This window comes from Bradyrhizobium sp. LA6.8, from assembly GCF_040547935.1.
GTDB lineage: Bacteria > Pseudomonadota > Alphaproteobacteria > Rhizobiales > Xanthobacteraceae > Bradyrhizobium > Bradyrhizobium barranii.
The window spans coordinates 19219-39273 of sequence record NZ_JBEPQQ010000020.1 but is presented as its reverse complement, the minus strand read 5'-3'; the positions used below and the strand labels follow the sequence as shown (position 1 = coordinate 39273).

Annotated in this window: 18 protein-coding genes and 1 tRNA gene; 13 read left to right on the top strand and 6 right to left on the bottom strand. The window is 58.9% G+C overall.

Features of this window, described 5'->3' with window-relative positions:
• Positions 1–68 precede the first annotated feature (68 nt).
• Entirely contained in the window at positions 69–461 is a 393-nt protein-coding gene (locus ABIA90_RS45490; protein WP_354122377.1) for a response regulator transcription factor, read from the bottom strand.
• Positions 462–693: 232 nt separating this feature from the next.
• Here ABIA90_RS45490 and ABIA90_RS45485 point away from each other — a divergent pair, with 232 nt between their 5' ends.
• From ABIA90_RS45485 to ABIA90_RS45450, 8 genes are all read left to right on the top strand, one after another.
• On the top strand, positions 694–1320 hold the full coding sequence (locus tag ABIA90_RS45485; RefSeq protein ID WP_354122378.1) for a response regulator transcription factor: 627 nt from the start codon (positions 694–696) through the stop codon (positions 1318–1320).
• A gap of 370 nt (positions 1321–1690) precedes the next feature.
• Positions 1691–2659: a LysR family transcriptional regulator gene (locus ABIA90_RS45480; RefSeq protein WP_354122379.1), complete on the top strand. Its 969-nt coding sequence runs from the start codon at positions 1691–1693 to the stop codon at positions 2657–2659.
• A gap of 75 nt (positions 2660–2734) precedes the next feature.
• The gene (locus ABIA90_RS45475) at positions 2735–3055 is read left to right on the top strand and encodes a hypothetical protein (RefSeq protein ID WP_354122380.1); all 321 of its coding nucleotides are present in this window, start codon (positions 2735–2737) and stop codon (positions 3053–3055) included.
• 223 nt (positions 3056–3278) lie between these two features.
• A complete protein-coding gene (locus ABIA90_RS45470) occupies positions 3279–3680 on the top strand; it encodes an SPW repeat domain-containing protein (protein ID WP_354122381.1) in 402 nt (133 codons plus the stop codon).
• Positions 3681–3788: 108 nt separating this feature from the next.
• The gene (locus tag ABIA90_RS45465; protein ID WP_354122382.1) at positions 3789–4814 is read left to right on the top strand and encodes a hypothetical protein; all 1026 of its coding nucleotides are present in this window, start codon (positions 3789–3791) and stop codon (positions 4812–4814) included.
• A gap of 474 nt (positions 4815–5288) precedes the next feature.
• A complete protein-coding gene (locus tag ABIA90_RS45460) occupies positions 5289–6878 on the top strand; it encodes a GMC family oxidoreductase (RefSeq protein WP_354122383.1) in 1590 nt (529 codons plus the stop codon).
• Positions 6879–7064: 186 nt separating this feature from the next.
• A complete protein-coding gene (locus ABIA90_RS45455) occupies positions 7065–7580 on the top strand; it encodes a Dps family protein (protein ID WP_354122407.1) in 516 nt (171 codons plus the stop codon).
• A 140-nt stretch (positions 7581–7720) separates the two neighbouring features.
• Positions 7721–8965 (top strand): DUF3095 domain-containing protein, encoded by a 1245-nt coding sequence (locus ABIA90_RS45450; RefSeq protein WP_354122384.1) that lies wholly within the window; start codon positions 7721–7723, stop codon positions 8963–8965.
• Between the two features lie 184 nt (positions 8966–9149).
• Here the strand turns inward: ABIA90_RS45450 and ABIA90_RS45445 are convergent, their stop codons facing one another.
• From ABIA90_RS45445 to ABIA90_RS45435, 3 genes are all read right to left on the bottom strand, one after another.
• Positions 9150–10169, bottom strand: coding sequence for a helix-turn-helix transcriptional regulator (locus ABIA90_RS45445; protein WP_354122385.1), 1020 nt, complete (start codon positions 10167–10169; stop codon positions 9150–9152).
• Between the two features lie 366 nt (positions 10170–10535).
• A complete protein-coding gene (locus ABIA90_RS45440) occupies positions 10536–12743 on the bottom strand; it encodes a xanthine dehydrogenase family protein molybdopterin-binding subunit (protein WP_354122386.1) in 2208 nt (735 codons plus the stop codon).
• A gap of 4 nt (positions 12744–12747) precedes the next feature.
• Positions 12748–13203: a (2Fe-2S)-binding protein gene (locus tag ABIA90_RS45435; RefSeq protein WP_354122387.1), complete on the bottom strand. Its 456-nt coding sequence runs from the start codon at positions 13201–13203 to the stop codon at positions 12748–12750.
• A 724-nt stretch (positions 13204–13927) separates the two neighbouring features.
• Between ABIA90_RS45435 and ABIA90_RS45430 the strand changes: the two genes are divergently transcribed.
• The 3 genes from ABIA90_RS45430 to ABIA90_RS45420 all read left to right on the top strand — a co-directional run bounded on the left by ABIA90_RS45430 (position 13928) and on the right by ABIA90_RS45420 (position 15654).
• The gene (locus ABIA90_RS45430) at positions 13928–14227 is read left to right on the top strand and encodes a hypothetical protein (RefSeq protein WP_354122388.1); all 300 of its coding nucleotides are present in this window, start codon (positions 13928–13930) and stop codon (positions 14225–14227) included.
• A gap of 184 nt (positions 14228–14411) precedes the next feature.
• Positions 14412–14660 carry a DUF6894 family protein gene (locus tag ABIA90_RS45425; protein WP_354122389.1) on the top strand — a complete coding sequence of 83 codons (249 nt, stop codon included), beginning with the start codon at positions 14412–14414 and terminating at the stop codon, positions 14658–14660.
• The gene (locus ABIA90_RS45420) at positions 14596–15654 is read left to right on the top strand and encodes a site-specific integrase (protein ID WP_354122390.1); all 1059 of its coding nucleotides are present in this window, start codon (positions 14596–14598) and stop codon (positions 15652–15654) included. Before ABIA90_RS45425 ends, ABIA90_RS45420 begins: the two co-directional genes overlap by 65 nt.
• Positions 15655–15885: 231 nt before the next feature.
• On the opposite strand, the gene ABIA90_RS45415 is transcribed toward ABIA90_RS45420, so the two are convergent.
• Entirely contained in the window at positions 15886–16416 is a 531-nt protein-coding gene (locus ABIA90_RS45415; protein ID WP_354122391.1) for a hypothetical protein, read from the bottom strand.
• Positions 16417–17167: 751 nt separating this feature from the next.
• On the bottom strand, positions 17168–18682 hold the full coding sequence (locus ABIA90_RS45410) for a phospholipase effector Tle1 domain-containing protein (RefSeq protein WP_354122392.1): 1515 nt from the start codon (positions 18680–18682) through the stop codon (positions 17168–17170).
• 396 nt (positions 18683–19078) lie between these two features.
• Between ABIA90_RS45410 and ABIA90_RS45405 the strand changes: the two genes are divergently transcribed.
• Both ABIA90_RS45405 and ABIA90_RS45400 read left to right on the top strand, forming a co-directional pair.
• Positions 19079–19279 (top strand): hypothetical protein, encoded by a 201-nt coding sequence (locus tag ABIA90_RS45405; RefSeq protein WP_354122393.1) that lies wholly within the window; start codon positions 19079–19081, stop codon positions 19277–19279.
• Positions 19280–19740: 461 nt separating this feature from the next.
• A tRNA-Glu gene (locus tag ABIA90_RS45400) sits at positions 19741–19848 on the top strand.
• Positions 19849–20055 lie beyond the last annotated feature (207 nt).

The window sequence follows — 20055 nt, the reverse complement described above, 5'->3', positions numbered from 1 at the left end:
AGTTGTGGGCGAAAGCGAACGAACCTCGCGGCACCGTATTTCAGTTTACCCTGCCAGCGGACAACGACTCATGAATTGTCTTCAATCGGCGTACCCGGTTGCAGAGCCGAACGCAGGCATCGCTCGAGATAGTCGTCGTCCACTGGCTTGCTGAGGTAGCAAACAACCCCGTCCTTTAGAGCTTGATCCCTGACGACCTCATCGGGGTAGGCGGTAACAAGGATCGTCGGGATCGCGTACCCTGCATCGACCAAATGCCTGTGCAGCTCGACTCCGGTCATTCCGGGCATGTGAACGTCGGCGATCAAGCAAGTGGTTTCCGGCAGAAAGCGTGACGCCAGGAAATCGGCTGCTGACGGAAACGCCTCGACAGTGTAGCCCATTAACGCTACGAGCTTTCGCATTGACTCACGATAGAGCTGATCATCGTCGACGATGGCTATCAGTGTTCGGTTCGACATTGCCGGTTTCAGGCGCCTTCCTCGCTCCACTACACTGGCGGCATACCTCGCGCCTGCATGCAATTTCTAGTGTCCGGGACATTCCCCAATAATGCAATGACCGCGGCCGTAAGCGATGGTTTAGGATTCCGGCTATCCGCTTAGGCAGAAGATACCTGTTCATCTCTACTGATTGTGCGTAGAGTGACGCCGGAATAGGGGAAAATGCGCTTCCCCACACAGGATACCGAGAATGGGTGAGACAAATCCCTGTGTCTTGGTTATCGATGACGATCCCGAGTTTCGCGACTCGGTCGTGCGGCTGTTGCGGACGGTCGGCTTACCTGCCCGACAATTTTCGTCTGTTCCCGAGTTTCTTAAGGCCGATCCGCCGGACGGTCCCACTTGCCTGGTGCTCGACGTGAGAATGCCGGGGCGAAGCGGTCTTGAGCTTCAGCGCGACCTCGTCGCCGCAAACAGACAAGTGCCGATTATCTTTATCACAGCGCACGCCGACGTGCCGATGACCGTGCAAGCGATGAAGGGCGGTGCGATAGAGTTCCTTACAAAGCCATTCCGTGATCAGGATCTGCTTGACGCCATCGAGGCCGGCCTCGCTCGCGATCGTGCCCGTCGGGAGAGTGATAGCACATTGGCTGCGCTCAAGGAGTGTTTCGACATGCTTAGCTCCCGCGAGCGTGAAGTTATGCTCGGCGTCGTGGCCGGTCGCCTAAACAAACAGATTGCCAACGATATCGGCATCGCCGAATCCACGGTGAAGGTGCATCGCGTGAACTTGATGCGGAAGATGAAGGCACGTTCGCTTCCTGAGCTCAGCCGGATGGCGGAGCTTCTCAATATAAGACCAGAGCAGCCGTAGAACCCCTGAGCCGGAAGGGCATGTCCCCAGTGTTTTCGTGCGAGGGCGCCATCTACTCGCAAATTGCGTCTACGGCATTTTGCTGCGCCGCTGATCCTCTCCTTAGGTGCCCATCCGGCTAACGGATTCGGGGCGCGAGATTTACGCCTCACTTCTAAACGTTCGCTTAGCACAGGCAGCGACAAGCGAACCTCACGGTACCTCCGCGCAATCGACCGCGGCGCTCCAAGCCATCAACATGCGGCCGTCGACAGTCACCGAGGTCGCCTTTCCCCTCTTGGTGAACGACCGCGAGCACCCGAGTCCAGACGCGGCGATGCAAGGCTCGTCAGTATGGACAGCAGCAACTTGACGGAGAATAGAACAATCCATGGAGCTTCATCAAGTTCGCTACTTCCTCGCCGTCGCGTCCACGCTTAACTTCACCCGTGCGGCCGGGCAGTGCAATGTCACGCAGCCCGCCCTGACCAAGGGGGTGCAGAAGCTCGAGCAGGAGCTCGGCGGCCAGTTGATCTACCGCGAACGCCAGCTGACGCAGCTCACCGACCTTGGAAAGGAAGTCCTTCCGATGCTGGAGCGTACACTGGCCTCGGCGGAGGCGGTGCGTCGCAGGGCCCAGGAGTTCCAACGGAAGGAGGTCGCGCCACTGAAGATCGGCCTCGCCCCTTCCATCTCGGCGTCGCTCGTCCTCGATCTGATCGCGGAGATCACAAGGTTTGTCCCTGGATTTCATGTCGAGTTGCGCGAGGGCGCGGCGGAGAAGCTCGTCGACCTCTTGCTTGGGGGCGAGATCAACGCCGCAATGGTCGGGGACGTGCAGAACATGCCCACTCGCATCGACGACTGGTCACTGTTCGAAGAGCGCTACGTCGCGCTTCTCGCGCCGACACACGAGCTCGCAAACCGTCCCTCGATCGGCATCGACGACCTCCGCGAGACCGTCTTGCTGGAACGCGCCGGATGCGACGTCACCCCGAAGATCCAACGGTCGTATTTCCCGGAAGAACCGCTCCACCTCGGGCACTGCAGCGGTAGTGACTTGCACCTGCAGCACATGGCCGCGGCTGGCTTCGGCGTGATACTCGCGCCCGAGCACATGCCGCACCTTCCTACGCTCAAGACCATCCCGCTCGAAGGCGACCTGGTTTCGCGGGAGGTGCGTCTACTGGCTGTGCAGGGGCGCCGCTACTCGCCGGCGCTGGACGCTTTCGTCAAGTTCGCTCGCCTTCGCGACTGGTCGGTCGTCATTCGCACGGCGCGAAAGTCGTGGAATGCGCCCAGCACCCGAGGAGAGCATGCGGCGCATCCGTTCAGCGCGGCTACTTCAACGGTCACCTAAATGGGCTGCGCGTGAAGCAAACAATGCTGTCGCTCGAGGCGTGCGACCTCGATAGCGCGATAGAGAAATACCTGGATGGCAGCAGTGAAGCTAGGCGGACGGCTTTTCGTTATTGCCGCGTCGACAGGCAAGTTTGTGTGCGACGGCGACGAGATGGGCCTATCTACCGAGGCGCCGATCTATGCCGAGTTGAAGGGCAAGCGCGTCGATGAGGCCGATCTCGGTCAATGGAACGGAGCTCGTGATCGAGGAGGTCGCCCGACAGCCGCGACACCGAAGGTCGAAAGCTGCCCCTCGGCAAAGCGCACGGCGACCGTCGCGAACCTGCTCGGAGTGCCCAGGAATGAGCGGATGACGTATGGCACGGCCTGGGCGATCTTCCCAAGCCTTCCCTGACCGCGACAGCCGGATACTGAAGCGCCGCCCTTGGACTCGCTGTCGACGCCACGCTAACACGCTTCCATGGCGCCGGCCGGCGGAATGGAAACGATAACGACCGGGCATTTCTATTGGTTGGCGTGCCGGCATACCCTTACTGACCTGTGACGATCGTATGGAGTGCTTGCCAACATAGGCCGGCGCAATCGTCGTCGAGCAACCAAGCGAGTAGGAGTCACCGATGTCGTACCGCTTCATCACCAAGTCTATCCACGCCTACCTGATCGATTATCCTGTAGCGATCGTGTTGATCGCAGCGCCGTTCGCGCTGAAGCTCGGTCAGAGCGGACCGGTCGCAATGTGGCTTTCGGTTGTCGTCGGTGTGACCGCGCTGCTCTTGGCCGCCCTGACCGACCATCCCACCGGGCTCGTCCGCATCATTCCCTACTGGCTGCACCTTTGGGTCGATCGCGCCGTCGGGGTGGTGTTTGTCATCGCACCATCCGCCTTTAAATTCGCTGGGCTCGACGCCTGGTACTACTGGGTCCTCGCTGCCGCTGTCCTGCTCACGACGTCAGTCTTGAACGCGCCCGAGGAGCTAGTTGCGACGCGTTCGGGATTGAGCAGACGCCCAGCGGGTTGAAGGCGGCTACGGCGTCGTCGAGAGTCGAGACGCTGCCGATGTTCGTCTGCAGCCGTGCAAGACTTCGGGGCGATGGCCGGATCGCGCGGCCGATATTTAGGGGGGGGGATGGACGGGTTTTCTCAGCCGCAGGACCGAAGCGCCACGATCGGGCCGCGCTTCGACTATTCGGCGTTGGCTCCCGCGGCGGCGGCCATTTGCTACCCTTTTCTACTCCGCGCCTTTCATGCCGTCGTCGGCACGCAGGCCGCAACGCCTTCGCCTCTCGCAATTGTCGCCGCGACCTTGATCCTAGCCGTGGCGTTCGTCGTGCCGTTTCTTGCGCTCGCGCTCGCTTGCCGGTCGGATGCCGATCCAGGGGCGCGGCGGCTCGCCTATGCCGGCGTGGCGACCCCAACGCTCTTTGTCTTTCTTGGCGTCGTTCAGGCCCTGATTCATAGCCCTATCCCCGACGAACTCGTGTGGTACGTGCTTTGGCTCGGAATCGCGGTTTGGTCACAGACCGCAGGCAATCCGGTCGCTGCGACGCGGCCGACCGTGGGGCGCTGGCGCATTGTCCACGGAATGACCGCGGCGGTCTTGTGCCTATACGTGGCGTTCCATCTAGCCAATCACTTGTTTGGGTTGATCGGCCCCGACGCACATGCGGCCGTCATGAAGATCGGCCACGTTGTCTACCGCTCTTGCGTGGGTGAACCGCTGTTGGTCGCGGCCATGCTTTTCCAGACCGGCACAGGCCTGTTTCTGGCATGGCGTTGGAGTGCCGCCCCGCAGGGCTTCCATCGGACATTTCAGGTCGCCTCGGGGGCCTACCTCTCGCTGTACATCCTCGGGCACATGAACTCGGTTTTCATTTACGCTCGAAGCTTTCTCGGTATACCCACCGATTGGAATTTCGCGATCGGAGCCCCGACCGGGCTCATTCATGACGCATGGAATATCCGCCTGTTGCCTCATTACGCGCTCGGCGTGTTTTTTGTCCTAAGCCACCTTGCGTCGGGATTGCGGGTGGTGCTGATCGCGCATGACGTCAATCGGCGCGCCGCAAATCTTTTTTGGAGCGCAGGCGCCGCAATAAGTGCCGTTACCTCGGCCGCGATCATCGCGGGTATGTGCGGGGTTCGGAGCAGCTAGGCGACGACGGCGGCTTGAAAACGCTCACCGTCAGCAATTCAATGCAGCAGCCGCCGCAGGGCGCCGAAGAAGAAGCGAAACGCGACGACATGACGGATGACGATCGCCGTACATGGCGGGCATTCCCTCTTGTTCTGTTGGTCCCATGTCATGACCGGGCGGCAGGGCCGGTGTGACACGCGAACCGTTTTTTTGCTTCGTCGAGCGCGAGAGCACGTCTTGCGGAAAGCTGCGACGCAGCTCTGGTACGTCGCCGATGCCGGTGAGGCGAAGGTCGCCAAGACTACCTCGGAGAGCGGCTATAACGATCGTCTATCGACTCTATGGCGAGAGGTGATTTCCCTCGCCTGCGTCGCAACGTTACTCTCCAAAAGCATGGCCCGATCAATCTCGGGATCAGGAGCCGCGATGGGCGCTGCGTCAGCGACGGGCGTTGATTGAACGATACAAATGGTGTGAAGGAAAAAGACACGGATGGATGCCTACGAAATTGCCATTGTTGGCGCGGGCGCGGCCGGCTGCGTTGTCGCGAGTTATCTCGCCGAACATACCGACGCGTCGATCGCGCTGATCGAAGCGGGCGACATGGATCGCGATCCGTTCATCCACATTCCAGCCGGCTTCGCCAAACTGCTGGCCCGCGACCGGCATGTCTGGAAATACGAGACGGTTCCCCAGCACGGGACCAAACGAGCATATCGCTCAGGCAAGGTACTCGGCGGCAGCTCCTCGATCAATGCGATGTGCTACGTCCGTGGTCAGATACGCGACTTCGCGGCGTGGCAGCAAGCGGTCGGCGACACCGGCAGATGGTCGTATGAAGACCTGCTTCCCGTCTTCATGGCGCAGGAAGCCAACGACACCTTCCACGACGAATATCACGGCATAGATGGTGGTCTGGCGGTCCAGTTGCCCAAGGGCATCAATAAGTTGAACCAATATTGCCTCAAGGCATTCCAGGAATATGGTATTCCCTATAATCCAGACTATAACGGCAAGAGCCAGATCGGCGTCTCGCCGGTACAGTCAACGGTCGGAGATCAGCGCCGGTGCAGCGCGGTCGACGCTTATCTGCGTCCGCACCTCACCTCAGGTCGCGTGACGCTTCTCACCGGCAAGACCGTCGTTCGCGTCCTCGTCGAGAACAAGCGGGCTGTCGGCGTTCAGTTCGGGGACAAAGGCCTGGATAGGATCACGGCCGACGAAGTTGTGCTGTCGGCTGGCACCGTCCATAGCCCGACGATCCTTATGCACTCGGGTATCGGGCCAGCGGAGCATCTGCGCCAGCACGGCATCGCGGTGATCGTCGATTCTCCGGAAGTGGGCGAAAATCTCCAGGACCACCCGATGGTACCGATCCGTGTCTATGTAAAGGGCGATCTCGGCTATCAGGCTGCCGCGCACGGCCTTGGCAGCGTGAAGGCGGGCCTGCGTTATCTCGTCACCAAGGATGGCCCGGCGTCGGGCAACGGCATCGAGACGGTTACTCACTGGAATCCGTCCGACTTCACCGCCGAACCCACGATCCAATGCTATCACGCTCCTATCGTCTTGACCGAGCAACTCGGCCCGGCGGGCGACCGCTCGGGCATCACTTTCGAACTCGTGGTGCTTCAGCCCAAGAGCCGGGGCTGGGTGCGGTTGGCCGACAGCGACCCGACGTCGATGCCCCTCATCAACCCGAACTTCATTGGCGAAGATGAAGACTTGAGGGCCGCGGTGGAATCAGTGCGCGCGATCCGCAAGGTCATGGAGCAGGAGTCGTTGGCGCCGGTGATCGAGGAAGAGATGGATCCCGGCCCACTGGTTCGGTCGGATGCGGAGATCGGCGCATGGGTGAAGCGTGCCGTGACGACGATGTGGCACCCGGTCGGCACGTGCCGGATGGGCCAGGATGCACGAGCGGTGGTCGACGCAAGGCTCAGGGTGCGCGGGGTCGACGGCCTCCGGGTAATCGATGCCTCGATCATGCCGAACATCACCAGCGGCAATACCAACGCACCGACCCAGGCGCTCGCGCGCCACGCCGCGGCGATGCTGGTCGAGGATTTGAAGCGAACCTGAGGAACTTCGGCGCAAGCCGACGTGGCCCGACGTGGATAATTATCGAAGGCAGAGGCCGATAATGTCGCATTAATGTCAAAGGGCTGAATCCTTGCAAAGGTGCGAACTCAATTTCACAAAAATGCTTGTTCAGAGCCGTCCTTCGGCGAACAGCAGGACTGCATCAACCTTGAAGGAGGGAGCAAAATGAGTATAGAAGACGCGAGAAAGCGCCGCGAGGAGCCATTCGACACGCCGAGCACTCTCGGCTCCAAAGCGATCAAGGATATTTCGGCCGCGCTCACTGTGCTTCTGGCAGACGTGTTCGCGCTTTACGTCAAGACCAAGAATTTCCATTGGCACATATCAGGTCCGCATTTCCGGGATTATCACCTTCTCCTTGATGAGCAAACCGCGCAGATTTTTGCGATGACGGACGACATCGCGGAAAGAGCCCGCAAGATCGGCGGCACGACGATCCGCTCGATCGGCCACATCGCGAGAGTGAAGCATATCGAGGACAATGATGCAGGTTTCGTCACGCCCGAGGACATGCTGGCCGAACTGAAGGAAGATAACCTAACGCTTAGCCAGCGCATGCGGCAGATCCACAACGTCTGCAACGAGCGTGGCGATATTTCCACGACCAGCCTGATCGAAAACTGGATCGACGAGGCGGAAAGTCGCTCATGGTTCCTGTTCGAGGCGACCAGGCGAGCTTAACCGCGAGCGGACGGCCGTGTAGTGATACACGCGCCGGCACGATGCCGATGGGTAGCGCGACCTACGTCATGATCGATGCGTGTGAGTCACTGAGGTAACGGCCCCACTCTGAACTCCGACGAGGACCGAAGGGAGTGCAAATGATTGTGGATGAATCAGAGCCAGCCTTCGAAGTCGGTCTTTTCCAGATAGAGGTTGATCAGGAGGCCGAAGGTAACCGCTTTTATCAGGGGCTTGTGCCCTTCGGCTCCTTTGATGACGTAGTGCGGCGAGATCGATATCGCCCTCTACCTAGCGACTGGATCATCGCCGTTACGGACGTCAGCCATTCGACCGAAGCTATTGAACAAGGACGGTACCGTGAGGTGAATACCGCCGGTGCGGCGGTTCTTGCTGCCGTCAGCAATGCACTACCCGACCTACAGTTTCCGTCCACGTTTGGAGGGGATGGCGCGAGCTTCGCCGCGCCCGGCGTCTATTCGTCGATCATCAAGGATACGTTGGCAAAAACCGCCGCTTGGGCCGAGGACGAATTGGGTCTCACGTTGCGCATTGCGGTCATTCCTATCGCGGACATTCGCGCTCAGCATTTGGACGTCCTGGTAGCCCGTTTCGCGCCCGCTTCGAATGTCACCTACGCAATGTTTGCCGGCGGAGGACTTGCCTGGGCAGAGCGCAAACTCAAGCAAGGTGGCTACACCTTTCCGCGCGCGCCCATGGGAACAGTTGACCTCACAGGTCTTTCGTGCCGATTTGCGCCGATCGGCACCAGGCAGGGCGTCATCTTGTCTCTTATCGTCGTTCCGCACGATGATCCGAATCCGTTCGTGGAGTTCATACAGGAGCTTCTGCGGATGCTCCGTTCAAATGAGCCCGGTCTACATCCATTGCCTGCTGAAGGCCCGCTCCCCGCATGGACTGGCGACTATCTTGATCATGCCATCCAGAAAGGCAGCCGAAAGATGCCCTTTGCGGCTTGGACTGCGAAGTGCTCGCGCGCCATTCTGACGCGGGTGGGCACTCTACTGGGGATTCCTATTGGCGGCTTTCATGAATCTCGGTTCCGACGAGAGCTTGTGGAGAATACAGATTACCGAAAATTCGATGACGGCCTACGTATGACAGTGGACTGCCCATCTGAACTCGCCGACGTGATAGACGCACACTTGGAAGAGGCTCAGCGACGAGGTGCATGCTTTTTTGGAACGCATCGACAGTTGGCCGCAAATCTTACGTGCTTCGTGCCATTACCCACGCAAGCTAATCACGTACACTTCGTTGATGGCGCTTCCGGGGGGTACACGTTCGCTGCGGCCAACTTGAAGCGAAATGTTGCAAGCAGCCTCGGTACCCAACACATCAGGCACTCCGTCAAGGGTGCTTAGGATATCCGGGTTAGAGTGCAGCATAGTGGCTGCCATCGTGGCTCGGAAATCCTGGTTTGGCCAGGTACCCGCGCGTGAGCATCCAGCTGTGTTCGCGACTTCGACGATATGGTCGCCCGTGTGAAAGCGGTGGCCAAGGTAGCAGGCAACTTCATCCAGGGCCTCAAACCTCCGCACCTCGTTCTCAGATACCCTTCTGGGCTTTGCCCTCCTTGGCTATCCGCCGATAGTCGCTCGGATCTCGTTCGTACGCCTTTCGAAAAGCTCGCACAAAGCTTGAACGGCTCTCATACCCCGCATTAAGAGCAACCACATCGATCGACATCGTCGTTGTCGTCAAATCGATCGCAGCCTGGCGCATTCTCAAGTCTCGCAAGATGACCATCGGGGGTTGTCCAAAGATGTCCGAGAATCGGGCCATGAACGCCGAACGGCTCAATCCTGCACTGTGTGCCAAGCTTCGAACGGAATGAGCGGCTCCTGGCCGCGCCACCATATCTGCAAAAGCACGGGTGACCTGCCTGTCGGCAAGTATCGAGAACCGCTCAGTCCACCGCTGGGATGACCCGAGGGACCGTCGCACCAATGAGACAACGATTTGCTTGAGCAGAGACGCCGTCATGGCTCCAACGCCGACCTCTTGCTGTAGCAGCTCGTCCATAGCCTCGCGAAGCTTCAGATCGATCTTGTCCGCGGGCTCGAACTGCTCAATCACCGGTTCACGGAGTTCTCCGAACAGCCTGACAGACTTACCAAAGGATGCATTAAAAAAGCCGCATATCTGGATGATTTCGGGTTGCTCGTTTGGCGCTGCGATGCGGAGGATGCCGTCTTGACGAGTCCAGCAGTCTCTCGAAATGAGCTTCGGTGGGCCACTTCCACCGTCAACCTCGATCATGAACGGAGTGTTTGGCGGCACGATGATGAGCAAATGAGGGCTCAACGGCATCTTTGGTCCGCCGTTGATAGACATGCGTCCCACGCCACTCAAGTTGTAGTGGATCCCGGGTGCGTCAATCATTCCCATTTCGGCTCGATGGCCGTGAGGCACCAGAAGCTCAGTCAGGGCGATGACATCGATGTCGAGCGACTGCATCAAGTTGTTGAGGTCTGCCGTCGACAATTTGACAGTGGAGCTCGCGGGCAGCGAAGCGTGCTGCCCGACGAAAGCCTGCCTTGGAACCGCTTTCGAGGTGTTCCGCATGACTGTAGTGGCCCTTTTCCTGCCTGGCTACCGGCGTCGATAGTGCTCCGAAGCCCGTTCTCCAAGGATCAGCGGGGGCGTCGCCATGTTCGTTCGTATCACCGCACTTCGTCTCCTGCCATCGATTCCCGCGACGTCTTGACCTTGAACGGGCCAGGCCGTAGTTCGGTTGCCGGCACTACCCTGGGGAGCCCACATGACAGCTTTGGAGCGGATCGAGTTTGCAACTCGAGACCACGTCCTTCTGAGAGGTGATTTCTTCCAAGCGGAGAACGCGAGCGCTCCTATGGTCGTTATGCGCGGAGGCTTTAGTCCCGGACCGTCATCCCGTGCGCGCTGCGACGAGCGGGGGATGACGGGCAAGCACTAAGGCGACGACTTCAGCGAATCCGTATCGATCGGCAGGCTGCGCAGGCGCTTGCCGGTCGCGGCGAAGATCGCATTGGTCACTGCGGCACTGACAACGGCCGTCGGAGCTTCGCCAATGCCACCCGGAGCTTCTGCGTTCTTAATCAGGTGCGTCTCCACCACCGGCACCTCGTTGATTCGCATCGGCAGATAGCTGTCGAAATTGCTCTGCTCGACCCGTCCATCCTTGAAGGTGATCGAGCCATGGAGCGCCGCGGTCAGCCCGAAAAGCGTTCCACCTTGAATCTGTGCTTCGATCGTATCTGGATTGACGTACATGCCGCAGTCAATCGCGCATACGATCCGTTTGACTTTGACAGAGCCATCGGCCGCCACTTCGACCTCGGCGACCTGCGACGTGTAACTTCCGTATGCGAATTGTACTGAAATTCCACGGCCATGCCGCGTGGGAAGGGGGGATCCCCACCCCGCTTTTTCCGCGGCGAGGGACAGAACAGCGAGCGCTCGCGGATTGTGGCCAAGCAATCCCTTGCGATAAGCGACGGGATCCTGCTTCGCGGCATGAGCCAGCTCATCTATGAAGCTCTCGACCACAAAAACATTGTGAGTCGGTCCAACGCCGCGCCACCAAGACGTCCGGACACCAGGGGGCTCGACCCGGACAAAGTCGACGTGGATATTGGGCAGCGCATAGGGCGGCTCGGCCGCCGCTTCTACGGCATCGGGGTCCAATCCGTCCTTGAAGTATGGGGGATAATAGCGAGCCATGACTGAGGAGCCGGCGATCCGATGCGTCCAGGCAACCGGCTTGCCGGCCGCGTCAAGCCCGGCCGACAGCCGATCGAAATAGTACGGCCGATACATATCGTGCTGAATGTCTTCCTCGCGGCTCCAGATCACGTTAACCGGACCATCGACGTGCTTGGCGATCTTGACAGCCAGCACCGTGCCATCGGCCTCCAGCCTTCGGCCGAAGCCGCCGCCAATCAGATGATTGTGAATTTTGATCGCATCCTTTGGCAGGCCGGTGAGTTCGACCACCAGAGACTGCGTGATCGTAGGCGCTTGGGTCCCGACCCAGACGTCGCAACGATCCTTCTGCAGATGAACGGTGCAGTTCATCGGCTCCATCGCAGCATGGGCCAGGAAAGGCACCTGATAGATGGCGTCAAGCCGTTGCGCGGCCTCCGCAAGAGCCTTCCTTGCATCGCCATCGTTACGGGCAACTGCGCCCGGCTTTTTGGATTCTTCCTCCAATTGCTTGACGATATCGGCGTTGCTGACCTTGCCGTTCGGCCCGTCGTCCCACGTGATGGCGGCGGCCTCGATCCCCTTTTTCGCCGCACCCGTGTGATCCGCCACCACGGCAACAGCTTCATCGATATTGACCACCTGCCGGACGCCCTTCACTGCGAGCGCGGCCTTCTCGTCTACCGTTTTCGCTTTGCCACCGAGCACAGGCGAAATAGCAACCGCTGCAACCTTCATACCCGGCAGTCGCGTGTCGATGCCGTAGAGCGCGCGCCCATCGACCTTGATCGGTGAATCCACGCGCTTGGCACGCGTGCCGATCAGGGTGAAATCCTTCGGATCCTTCAATTTGACGTTTGCCGCTGGCGGCACAGGCAATCTCGCCGCGGCCTCCGCAAGTTCGCCGTAGCTCAGATGCTTCGAGCCTGACGCATCGAACACGACGCCATCCTTGGCGCGGCAAGTCGCTGGATCGACATTCCAGCGCTTTGCGGCCGCCGCAATCAGCAGATTACGACCCACTGCCCCTGCCTGACGCAGCGGTCTCCAGAAGGCACGGACAGAGGCGGAACCACCTGTATTTTGAATGCCTATAATCGAATTGACGTAAAGCGCATGATTTGGCGGCGCATGCTGGACCTGAATCTGGTCAAGCTTCACTTCCAGTTCCTCGGCGAGAAGCATCGAGAGCGACGTGTAAACCCCCTGTCCCATCTCGATCATCGGAATGACCAGGGTCACGGCGCCGGTTGGATTGATCCGTATAAATCCATTCGGCGCGAAAGTCCCCGTGACCTCGTTTTCGACCACCTGCGAAGCAGGTGCCGCGAAGACGGTTTTCGTGCTTGCACTGGCCAGCGCAAAACCAAGCAGCAAACCTGTGCCCTGAAGCAAGGCGCGCCGCGACACCGCCGTTTGGCCCGCAACCTGATCTTTCAGAATAAGCTCACCCATGATCTCAAACTCCCGCGGCGTGCTTGATCGCGGCGCGGATGCGGTGATAGGTGCCGCATCGGCAGACATTGCCCGACATCGCGGCGTCGATGTCGTCATCGCTCGGCTTCGGCGCGTCCTTCAGCAGCGCCGCCGCCGACATGATCTGGCCGGACTGGCAGTAGCCGCACTGCACCACCTCCAGCTCCAGCCACGCCTTCTGTAAGGCCGCGCCCTGCAGCGTCTGGCCGATCGCCTCGATCGTGGTGATCGCACTGTCGCCGACGCTGTCGACCGGCGTCTGGCAGGAGCGGACCGGCTGACCAGCAACATGCAGGGTGCATGCGCCGCACAGCGCCTGGCCGCAGCCGAACTTGGTCCCGGTCATGCCGAGCACATCGCGCAGCACCCACAAAAGCGAGATGTCACCGTCAACATCGACCTCATGGGATGTGCCGTTGATCTTTAGCGTGAAAGCCATGGATGCCTCTTGAGCGCGTTGTGAGTGAGTGGCGAGCCGACGAACACCCATTCATTGAAGTTCTTCGGCAAGATCAAGTTGCGCGATGCGGTATATTCAAGGAGATAGTGCGTCCTCGTCGGCGCGCTGACGTCATTGGATTCGGACCGAGGTTGCGCCGGGCCTTACTCGATGAAATCTCCGGTACCCATTGATCGCAGCGCGGGACGAGTTTTTCCAATAGCCGGCATGCATAGTTTCCATAGCAGCGCGGAATACTGCTGCGACCGTCCTCCCTGCCATTCGTAAGCCAAGGCGAGCGTGTGAGGTCACTACGGCCTTGACTACCGATACAGCGACTGAAGTGGCTCGGGCTTCTCCGCTACTGTCAAGATCCGGGACGGCAAGCACGGCGAGAATCGAGCATTCCTCCAATGCGTCCGCACCGAACTCGAGATGAGCGTCGTCGGATTGATCGGCGAAGCTGCGACGTGGCCGGGCCGCATTCCCAATCCATCTTGAATTCCGTGGTCGAGCGCGTGAATGCAGTTAGCCTGTATGCGCCGCTGCTGTCCTCCGGTGTCCAGGCGTGGTCGTCGCCTTCGGTTTGAAAGCTTCTCGTCCGTCTAAGCCGAGGCTTACGCGGCGCAACTACGGTGGTACAAGAATCAACCTTCGCACAATGGAAGGTCGATCAGCCGAACTGTAACTCTCCTCGCAACAACTCGATCCAAGGAGTTCGCTCGTGAGGAGAATCGCTGTTCTCATTGCGTCTGCCGCGATCAATGTATCCACGATGTCCGGGGTTGCGGCTGAATGCACCTCAAACAAGGAATTCTGCGCGCTTTGGGCGGCAGTACAAGGCGAACCGGCCGATGCCGTCTCTAAGGAAAAGACCTGTCGCGCCTACGCCGCCTCTTACCATGAGTCGGTGACGTTGCGGCAGATTGCCGCCCAGCGCCTCGATGGCGCGCAGGTTCTCGTTGCTCTCGATTTCGTCGTCAACGCCGCCAACGATCTATTGGCGCCGAAGTGCGGCGGTTGAGTCTTAAAATCCACGTCAAATGCCAACTCACGAGATCCGCTGTGATCTTGTTTTCTCTCATGACAACCTGGATGTGGTTTCAAATCTTCAGAGCATCACTGCTTCCGGCCTTCGTGCCGTGACGTCGAGGACAGCAGCGGCACTGAAGGCTCGCCGCTACCCATCCATTTGAAGGAGGCTAAATATGACCCAAGTCTACTTCCACTGCTCCAACGCGAAGAAGGTTTCCGTCGATTATCTCGGCGCCCTGGTGGATGACCTTGTTGAGGCGCGCGATCACGCGGCCCGTGTCGTGCGATCCTTCGCCAACGAGCGTAGCTTCGATGATTGGCGTGACTGGGTCCTGCATGTCAGTGATGATCAGGGCGATGAGCTCTTCGTTGTTCCCTTCACGTTCGTGCTCGGTAAAGCACGCAAACAAGCTCCTCAATGACCTCGATGCGCATTGGTTCGAGGATGTGCAGGAGGCGCTACATGAGGCGCACGGATTTGACGCCTACCGCAAGTTCCGCAGCTACGGACGAGCGGCGCTCAACTGGGCGCAGAAATTCAAGCGCAAGGAGAGTGGGTTGGACGGCCGTCAATGGTGGAAGCTGGCGGAGGAACGGCGACGCACTTCAAAGGAGGTCGAAAAGAAGCTCGCTCGAACCAAAACGCTGCGGAAGAAAAAGTCTGACTTCAAGGTCGAACATCTCGGCGACCTTCTCGCCCGGCATGAGCGCTTCTGCCTCGCCCGCGTGGGAAACGAACGAATTTCACCAGCGGTACGCTGGGGCTTCTGGTGGGACTGCCTAACCGGCCATCGACGGGGATCCGGAACACAGATTGCCTATGATGACGTCGTCTTCGAGGACGCCCGTCTTCCCAGGGGATGGGGATTGGCAACCTGGCAGCCCGAAGTCATGAAGACTCAGAACGGCTTCACGCTGCCAATTCCACCAGTCGGACTCCACATTATTCGCTGCTGCCGACGGGATGTTGCTGCGGCAACCGCTCGCACCTTCACGGGCCTAAAGAGCCCCTGGATCTTTACGTCTAGGGTACTTCAGTCAAACGCAGGCATCATTGCGGCCTCGGGCTCTGGGCTAGCTAACCACATCCGAAACATGCGCGGACTACGTAGCGAGCACGGCGGCAATCATCGTGATATTCTCCGAGGCATTCCAGGCTTCTCCATGCATATCGTCCGTTCCACGATGGGCGATTACATTCTAGAGCATACTGATTTGCCTCGAGGCACAGCTTCGCTCATGATCGCGCACGAAATGCCTGGGGACCACCGATCCGATCTGGATCGCGTCGGCGATACCGGTAAGCGCTGGTACTTCCAAGCTCAGCGGATCCCGGAAAAAGCCGCAGCGATGGAACTGTGGTCTAATGCGCTGCTGAAAGCATTTTACGACGCCGGCGGACTCTACCCCGATTAGCTGGCCCCGGGGACTTAGCGTCTGCCGCCCCAGGCTATTCAAGTCCGCTATCGAGCAGCGGTCGAACAAGTCGAACTGCGTCTCGCGGTCGTCGCCTCATCCAACCTACGCTCTAAACGTCCAAGCGAGCCTTAGTCGCTGAGTCGTAAATCTTCACTTGCAACATCGGAAAGCGCCGTTTGATCTCTTGTGCCCCTTTCGTCGCGCCCTCTAAGGTGTCGAAAGGTGTTTTCAAATGCCCGTCGACCTCAAGTGCGAACGCGGAGTTGCCACTTCAGGGCGTGCGAAGATCAGCCTGACGTCGTTAGAGGTCTCCTTCGAGGGATACTTAGGCTGGCCACGAGCGTCTTCACGCATACCGGAAATGTAGATCTTGTAGCCCTCCACGAGCTGCTCCCAAGTCCAGGAACGCTTTTCCTCCGGCGCCTCGACCAAGTCGCCCAGCTTCGCCCATTCAAGCTTGGCAACTTGGCGGGCATCGCGGAGGCCGAGGTCCTTATCACCCACCTTGCTCGTCCGCATTCGCCGCTCGGGCAGTCGCTCGCGCTTGTCCGCCGGGAAGGCGTTCCCGATCTTGATCGTCCGGTCCCTGGTTTTGACCAGCCAGGACAATGAATGCCCCCGAACGCGCAGCACGAAATACGGTTGGCTCTCATCGCAAAAATCAAAGCGTTCGATTTTTCCCGCGAGGGCCATCCCAACGGCCTCATCGACGATTTTGCGGGTCAGCTCGCATCTCTTTGAGAACTGCGGGGTAGCCATATTCAATTCCTTGAAATCCCGATTTCGGCCGATCGTACCACGCTCGTGCCAGCGAAACCAAGGATTCGGACCGTCATACAGCCTCAAGGAGTAGGGGACGGGGCATTTTTGATGATTTCTTGGTTGAAAATGGCCCGGTTCGGCTCCTAGACTATAAAAGGCGAGGCATCATAATCCTGGGGTCGGGGGTTCGAGTCCCTCTCCCGCTACCACGATTCCATCGTAGTATCAGGTAGTTAGGCTGCGCGAGAAAACTCGCAAAGGGTCTCGTAGCAAATCGGTAGCACGCATCCCCGATCCCACGGCAATCGAATCCTTGCTGAAAAGTGGGTGTCTGCAAATAGGACGGGCTCGATGGGCTCTCTTTCGTTCGCCTCGGGCATGAAGGATTCGCCCAATCTTGTTGTCGTCAGATCGAGCAGGGAACAGAAGCGCCGTGTCGGCGATGCTTTGTGTTCGGCTGCCTATTCCTTGGAAGGCCTAAGTCCGACCGAAACGAGCGGCACAAGAGCACCTGACTCTTAATCAGCGGGTCCCAGGTTCGAGCCCTGGTGCGCCCACCAAGTTCTTCAAGGACTTAGCCTCGCGAACCGTTTGAGACGATCGAACTAAAACGGTTTTTCAAACGGTGATTTTGGCGGTCGATCGGCGGGTCCACTCTCGGCATTGTGATCTACATTGCTGGACGAGGCAGAGGCGAAGCCGACTCGAAGATCACCAGACAGGACCGCTTTTCAATGTTCAACCTGGGTCAGAGCCGCCCGACATAGCCGGCATTTTCCCACTTCTGTTCAATGTCATCGGCGACGCATTGGGGCGGCTGCGCCGCGCTGCCATCGAAATAGTGCTTGAAGTCGACATGGACCCTCATGTTGTCCGGCCGATAAGCCGCGATGTGGTCGTATAGGAGAACCGACCCTGCTTCGAAGCGCCGATAGACCGATTTGTGCATCGGTGATCTCGACTCCTCGGTCTTCGGATCAATAGGAAGCTCGCGAAGCCCGGCCTTAAGGAAGCTACCCGCCTGTTCATTGTGTTGGGGTCCGGCAGGATAGGGTGACAGCCGTAGCACACTGCCGTCGTGTTTTAGGCCGCCAGGAATGAGCGAAGCTCCTGCGACCAGCCAGTTCAGTGCTACGTCCGAGAGCCGCGCCTCATTTTCTAGATAACCGCCGCCAACATCAGCATGCACGCCCGGAAACCAGACCTGCTCGAAAAAGAGGTTGCCGTGCGCGTCGCGTACGTCCTGCTTCTCGGCCGTTGGCGACCAACCGACGCGCTTGAAGTCCGCGCGGTTCTCGTCGATCGAGATTGTATGCTTGGCATAGCCGACATTTGGATTCAGCGTCGTGTCGTAGAACTTGTGCTTCGGCGGGGCGAAATGCACGGTCCGCAGGCGCTTCAAGAACCCGTAGCCGGGCAAGGACGGCGCGATCTTGAGATAGTTCATGAGAAAAGCGATCAGGGCTGCGGCGACGCCGAGGTAACTCAGAATCCAAGCTCCCCATCCCGCCCATGGAAAGACCGGCTCAAGGAAGCCACCGAGCCAGTGCAACCCGATCAGCAGCGCAATGCCGGAGGTCACGAGCGCCGTGCCGAGATATTTGTGGCCGAGGGCGGCGACCGTATCGAACACGCCGATGAAGTATGGAAAGACGTTCGCCCGCTCGGCGCCGTTGATGGTGGTTGTGCTACCGTACTGCTGTCTGAATTGTGCGGCGATCGCGTCTCGGGTCTCCAACAGAAACTGCCGGTATCCAAGAGTCTTGCGCGAGTAGGATGGGCAGAATTGATAGACATCCTTGACGGCGTGCTCGGCCAGCTTGTGGATGCTCTTTGGATCGCGGCGCAGGGGCGAACCATCGGGCATATGGCGCGGGACGCCGCAATAGGTCATGACGCCGGCAACCGATCGCACAGTGTAGGCCCCGCGGCTGAAACCGATCAGAAAGACGCGGTCGCCATCCTCATACAGAGCGATGATCGCGGCGTAGCAATCGACAATGTTCCGGGTGATCCCGAGACCCGTCGCCATGCTGGCGAGGTTGTAGAGCCAGCGCATCCAGCCAATCTTGAAATGACCGCCGTCCGACGCCGAACCTAGACCGGCATCGTAGAAGGCGACCTGTTCGGATGGTTCGACCTTCGTGTCCGGGCTGACACGGCAGGCGCGGTAGAGCTTGTAAACGTTCGTCCGCGCTTCGTCGAAATTGATTCCGCCAGCTTGGCCTGTACCGTCGGAAAAGATCACAATATTCTTCGGCATTGCACACCATTCCCCAAAGTGCGCCAAAGGCCAGTCTATATCATAGATTGCGGGCACCCAAAATGTGAGCTGGCCCACTTGCGCACAGCCGACGGGTACTAATGGCCGACGCATCTTGAGTCCGCCGACGAGGCGCATCTTCTGCTGGCAGCGTTCCCAAACATCGCCGGCATCGGTAAAGTTAGGATTTGGCCCTACATCGGTCAGATTGCTTCAAGTTGGAATGTTGGCCCACCAGGAATCGCCGCAACAATTCGATACGTCGGGCAAATTCCCTGCAGTACTGACGTCACGAGACGGTTCAGGGATCGTACCAGCATATAGAGTCAACTGATGGAGAGTTGCGCCTCAATGCGGCTGTGGTAGTACGCCCACTCTCGAATCGAGGAGCTAAAAGTGGCGAAGAAGGCAAAGAAGACGGCTACGAAGAAGAAAGCTGTGCGTCGCGACTACACAAAGGCTGACGTGAAAGAGCTGCGCGCTCATTCGAAAGCGAAGACACCGGTTGCAAAAATCGCGAAACTCACAAGACGCTCCGAAGGCTCACTCCGCCAAAAGGCGCTCAAGCTGGGAATCCGGCTCGGTCACCAGCGCTAGAGGCGGTGTCATGACGCTCTTCAATAGAGTGTTCTCGACTAGAACGTTGTTGAAAATCATCTGCGTTCTCGTCGCTGTTGTCGCAATGAAGTTGTTGAGCGCTCACTATGACTTCAGCTGGGCAACCGCAGTTGGCGGTTGACTAGAGGAACACTCTGGAAGGCTAAGCTGGAAAGAAGCCCATCTACTGGCGAGCTTATCATGCGGCGTTCAGGCCCACGAGGCGCCTTCAAAGCCGCAAGCTCAAGGAGGCTAACCAAAAATCAAGCGCGGGCGATTTCCCGATATGTGCGGCAGGCCTCGAACCACTAATCGGGCCGTTATGAGCGGCGGGATAGTGATTGGCTTCATTGATTTTGCTGACCTCTTGTTTGAATGATCGCGCTCGTTGCGCTTCGGCTGAGTCGTTTCTGGTACGAAACTGGTGCGGCGACGGCTGCTTATGCGAACGGGCCGGCCTGACATCCCTAAGGGGTCCATCGCAGGACTCTCCCCACGATGATCATCAAGCGGATCGACTTTACCCTCTCAAGGCTGAAACAGGGGTTCGATTCCCCTAGGGAGCGCCAGAAATTTCAATGACTTAGAACTTGCATTGAAAAGTCGTCGAATATCCGTTGAATAAGCGCCGACGTGCGGTGGCGAACTCCGCCACACTAATTCTGTGATCCGATCACCTAGCTCTCTGTCTCAGTTGATACCCAACGTGACGCACGAAGCGGATGGGATGCCAATGTCCCTCGGTTACGCTTGGTGCGAGACGGACCCCGAAAGCG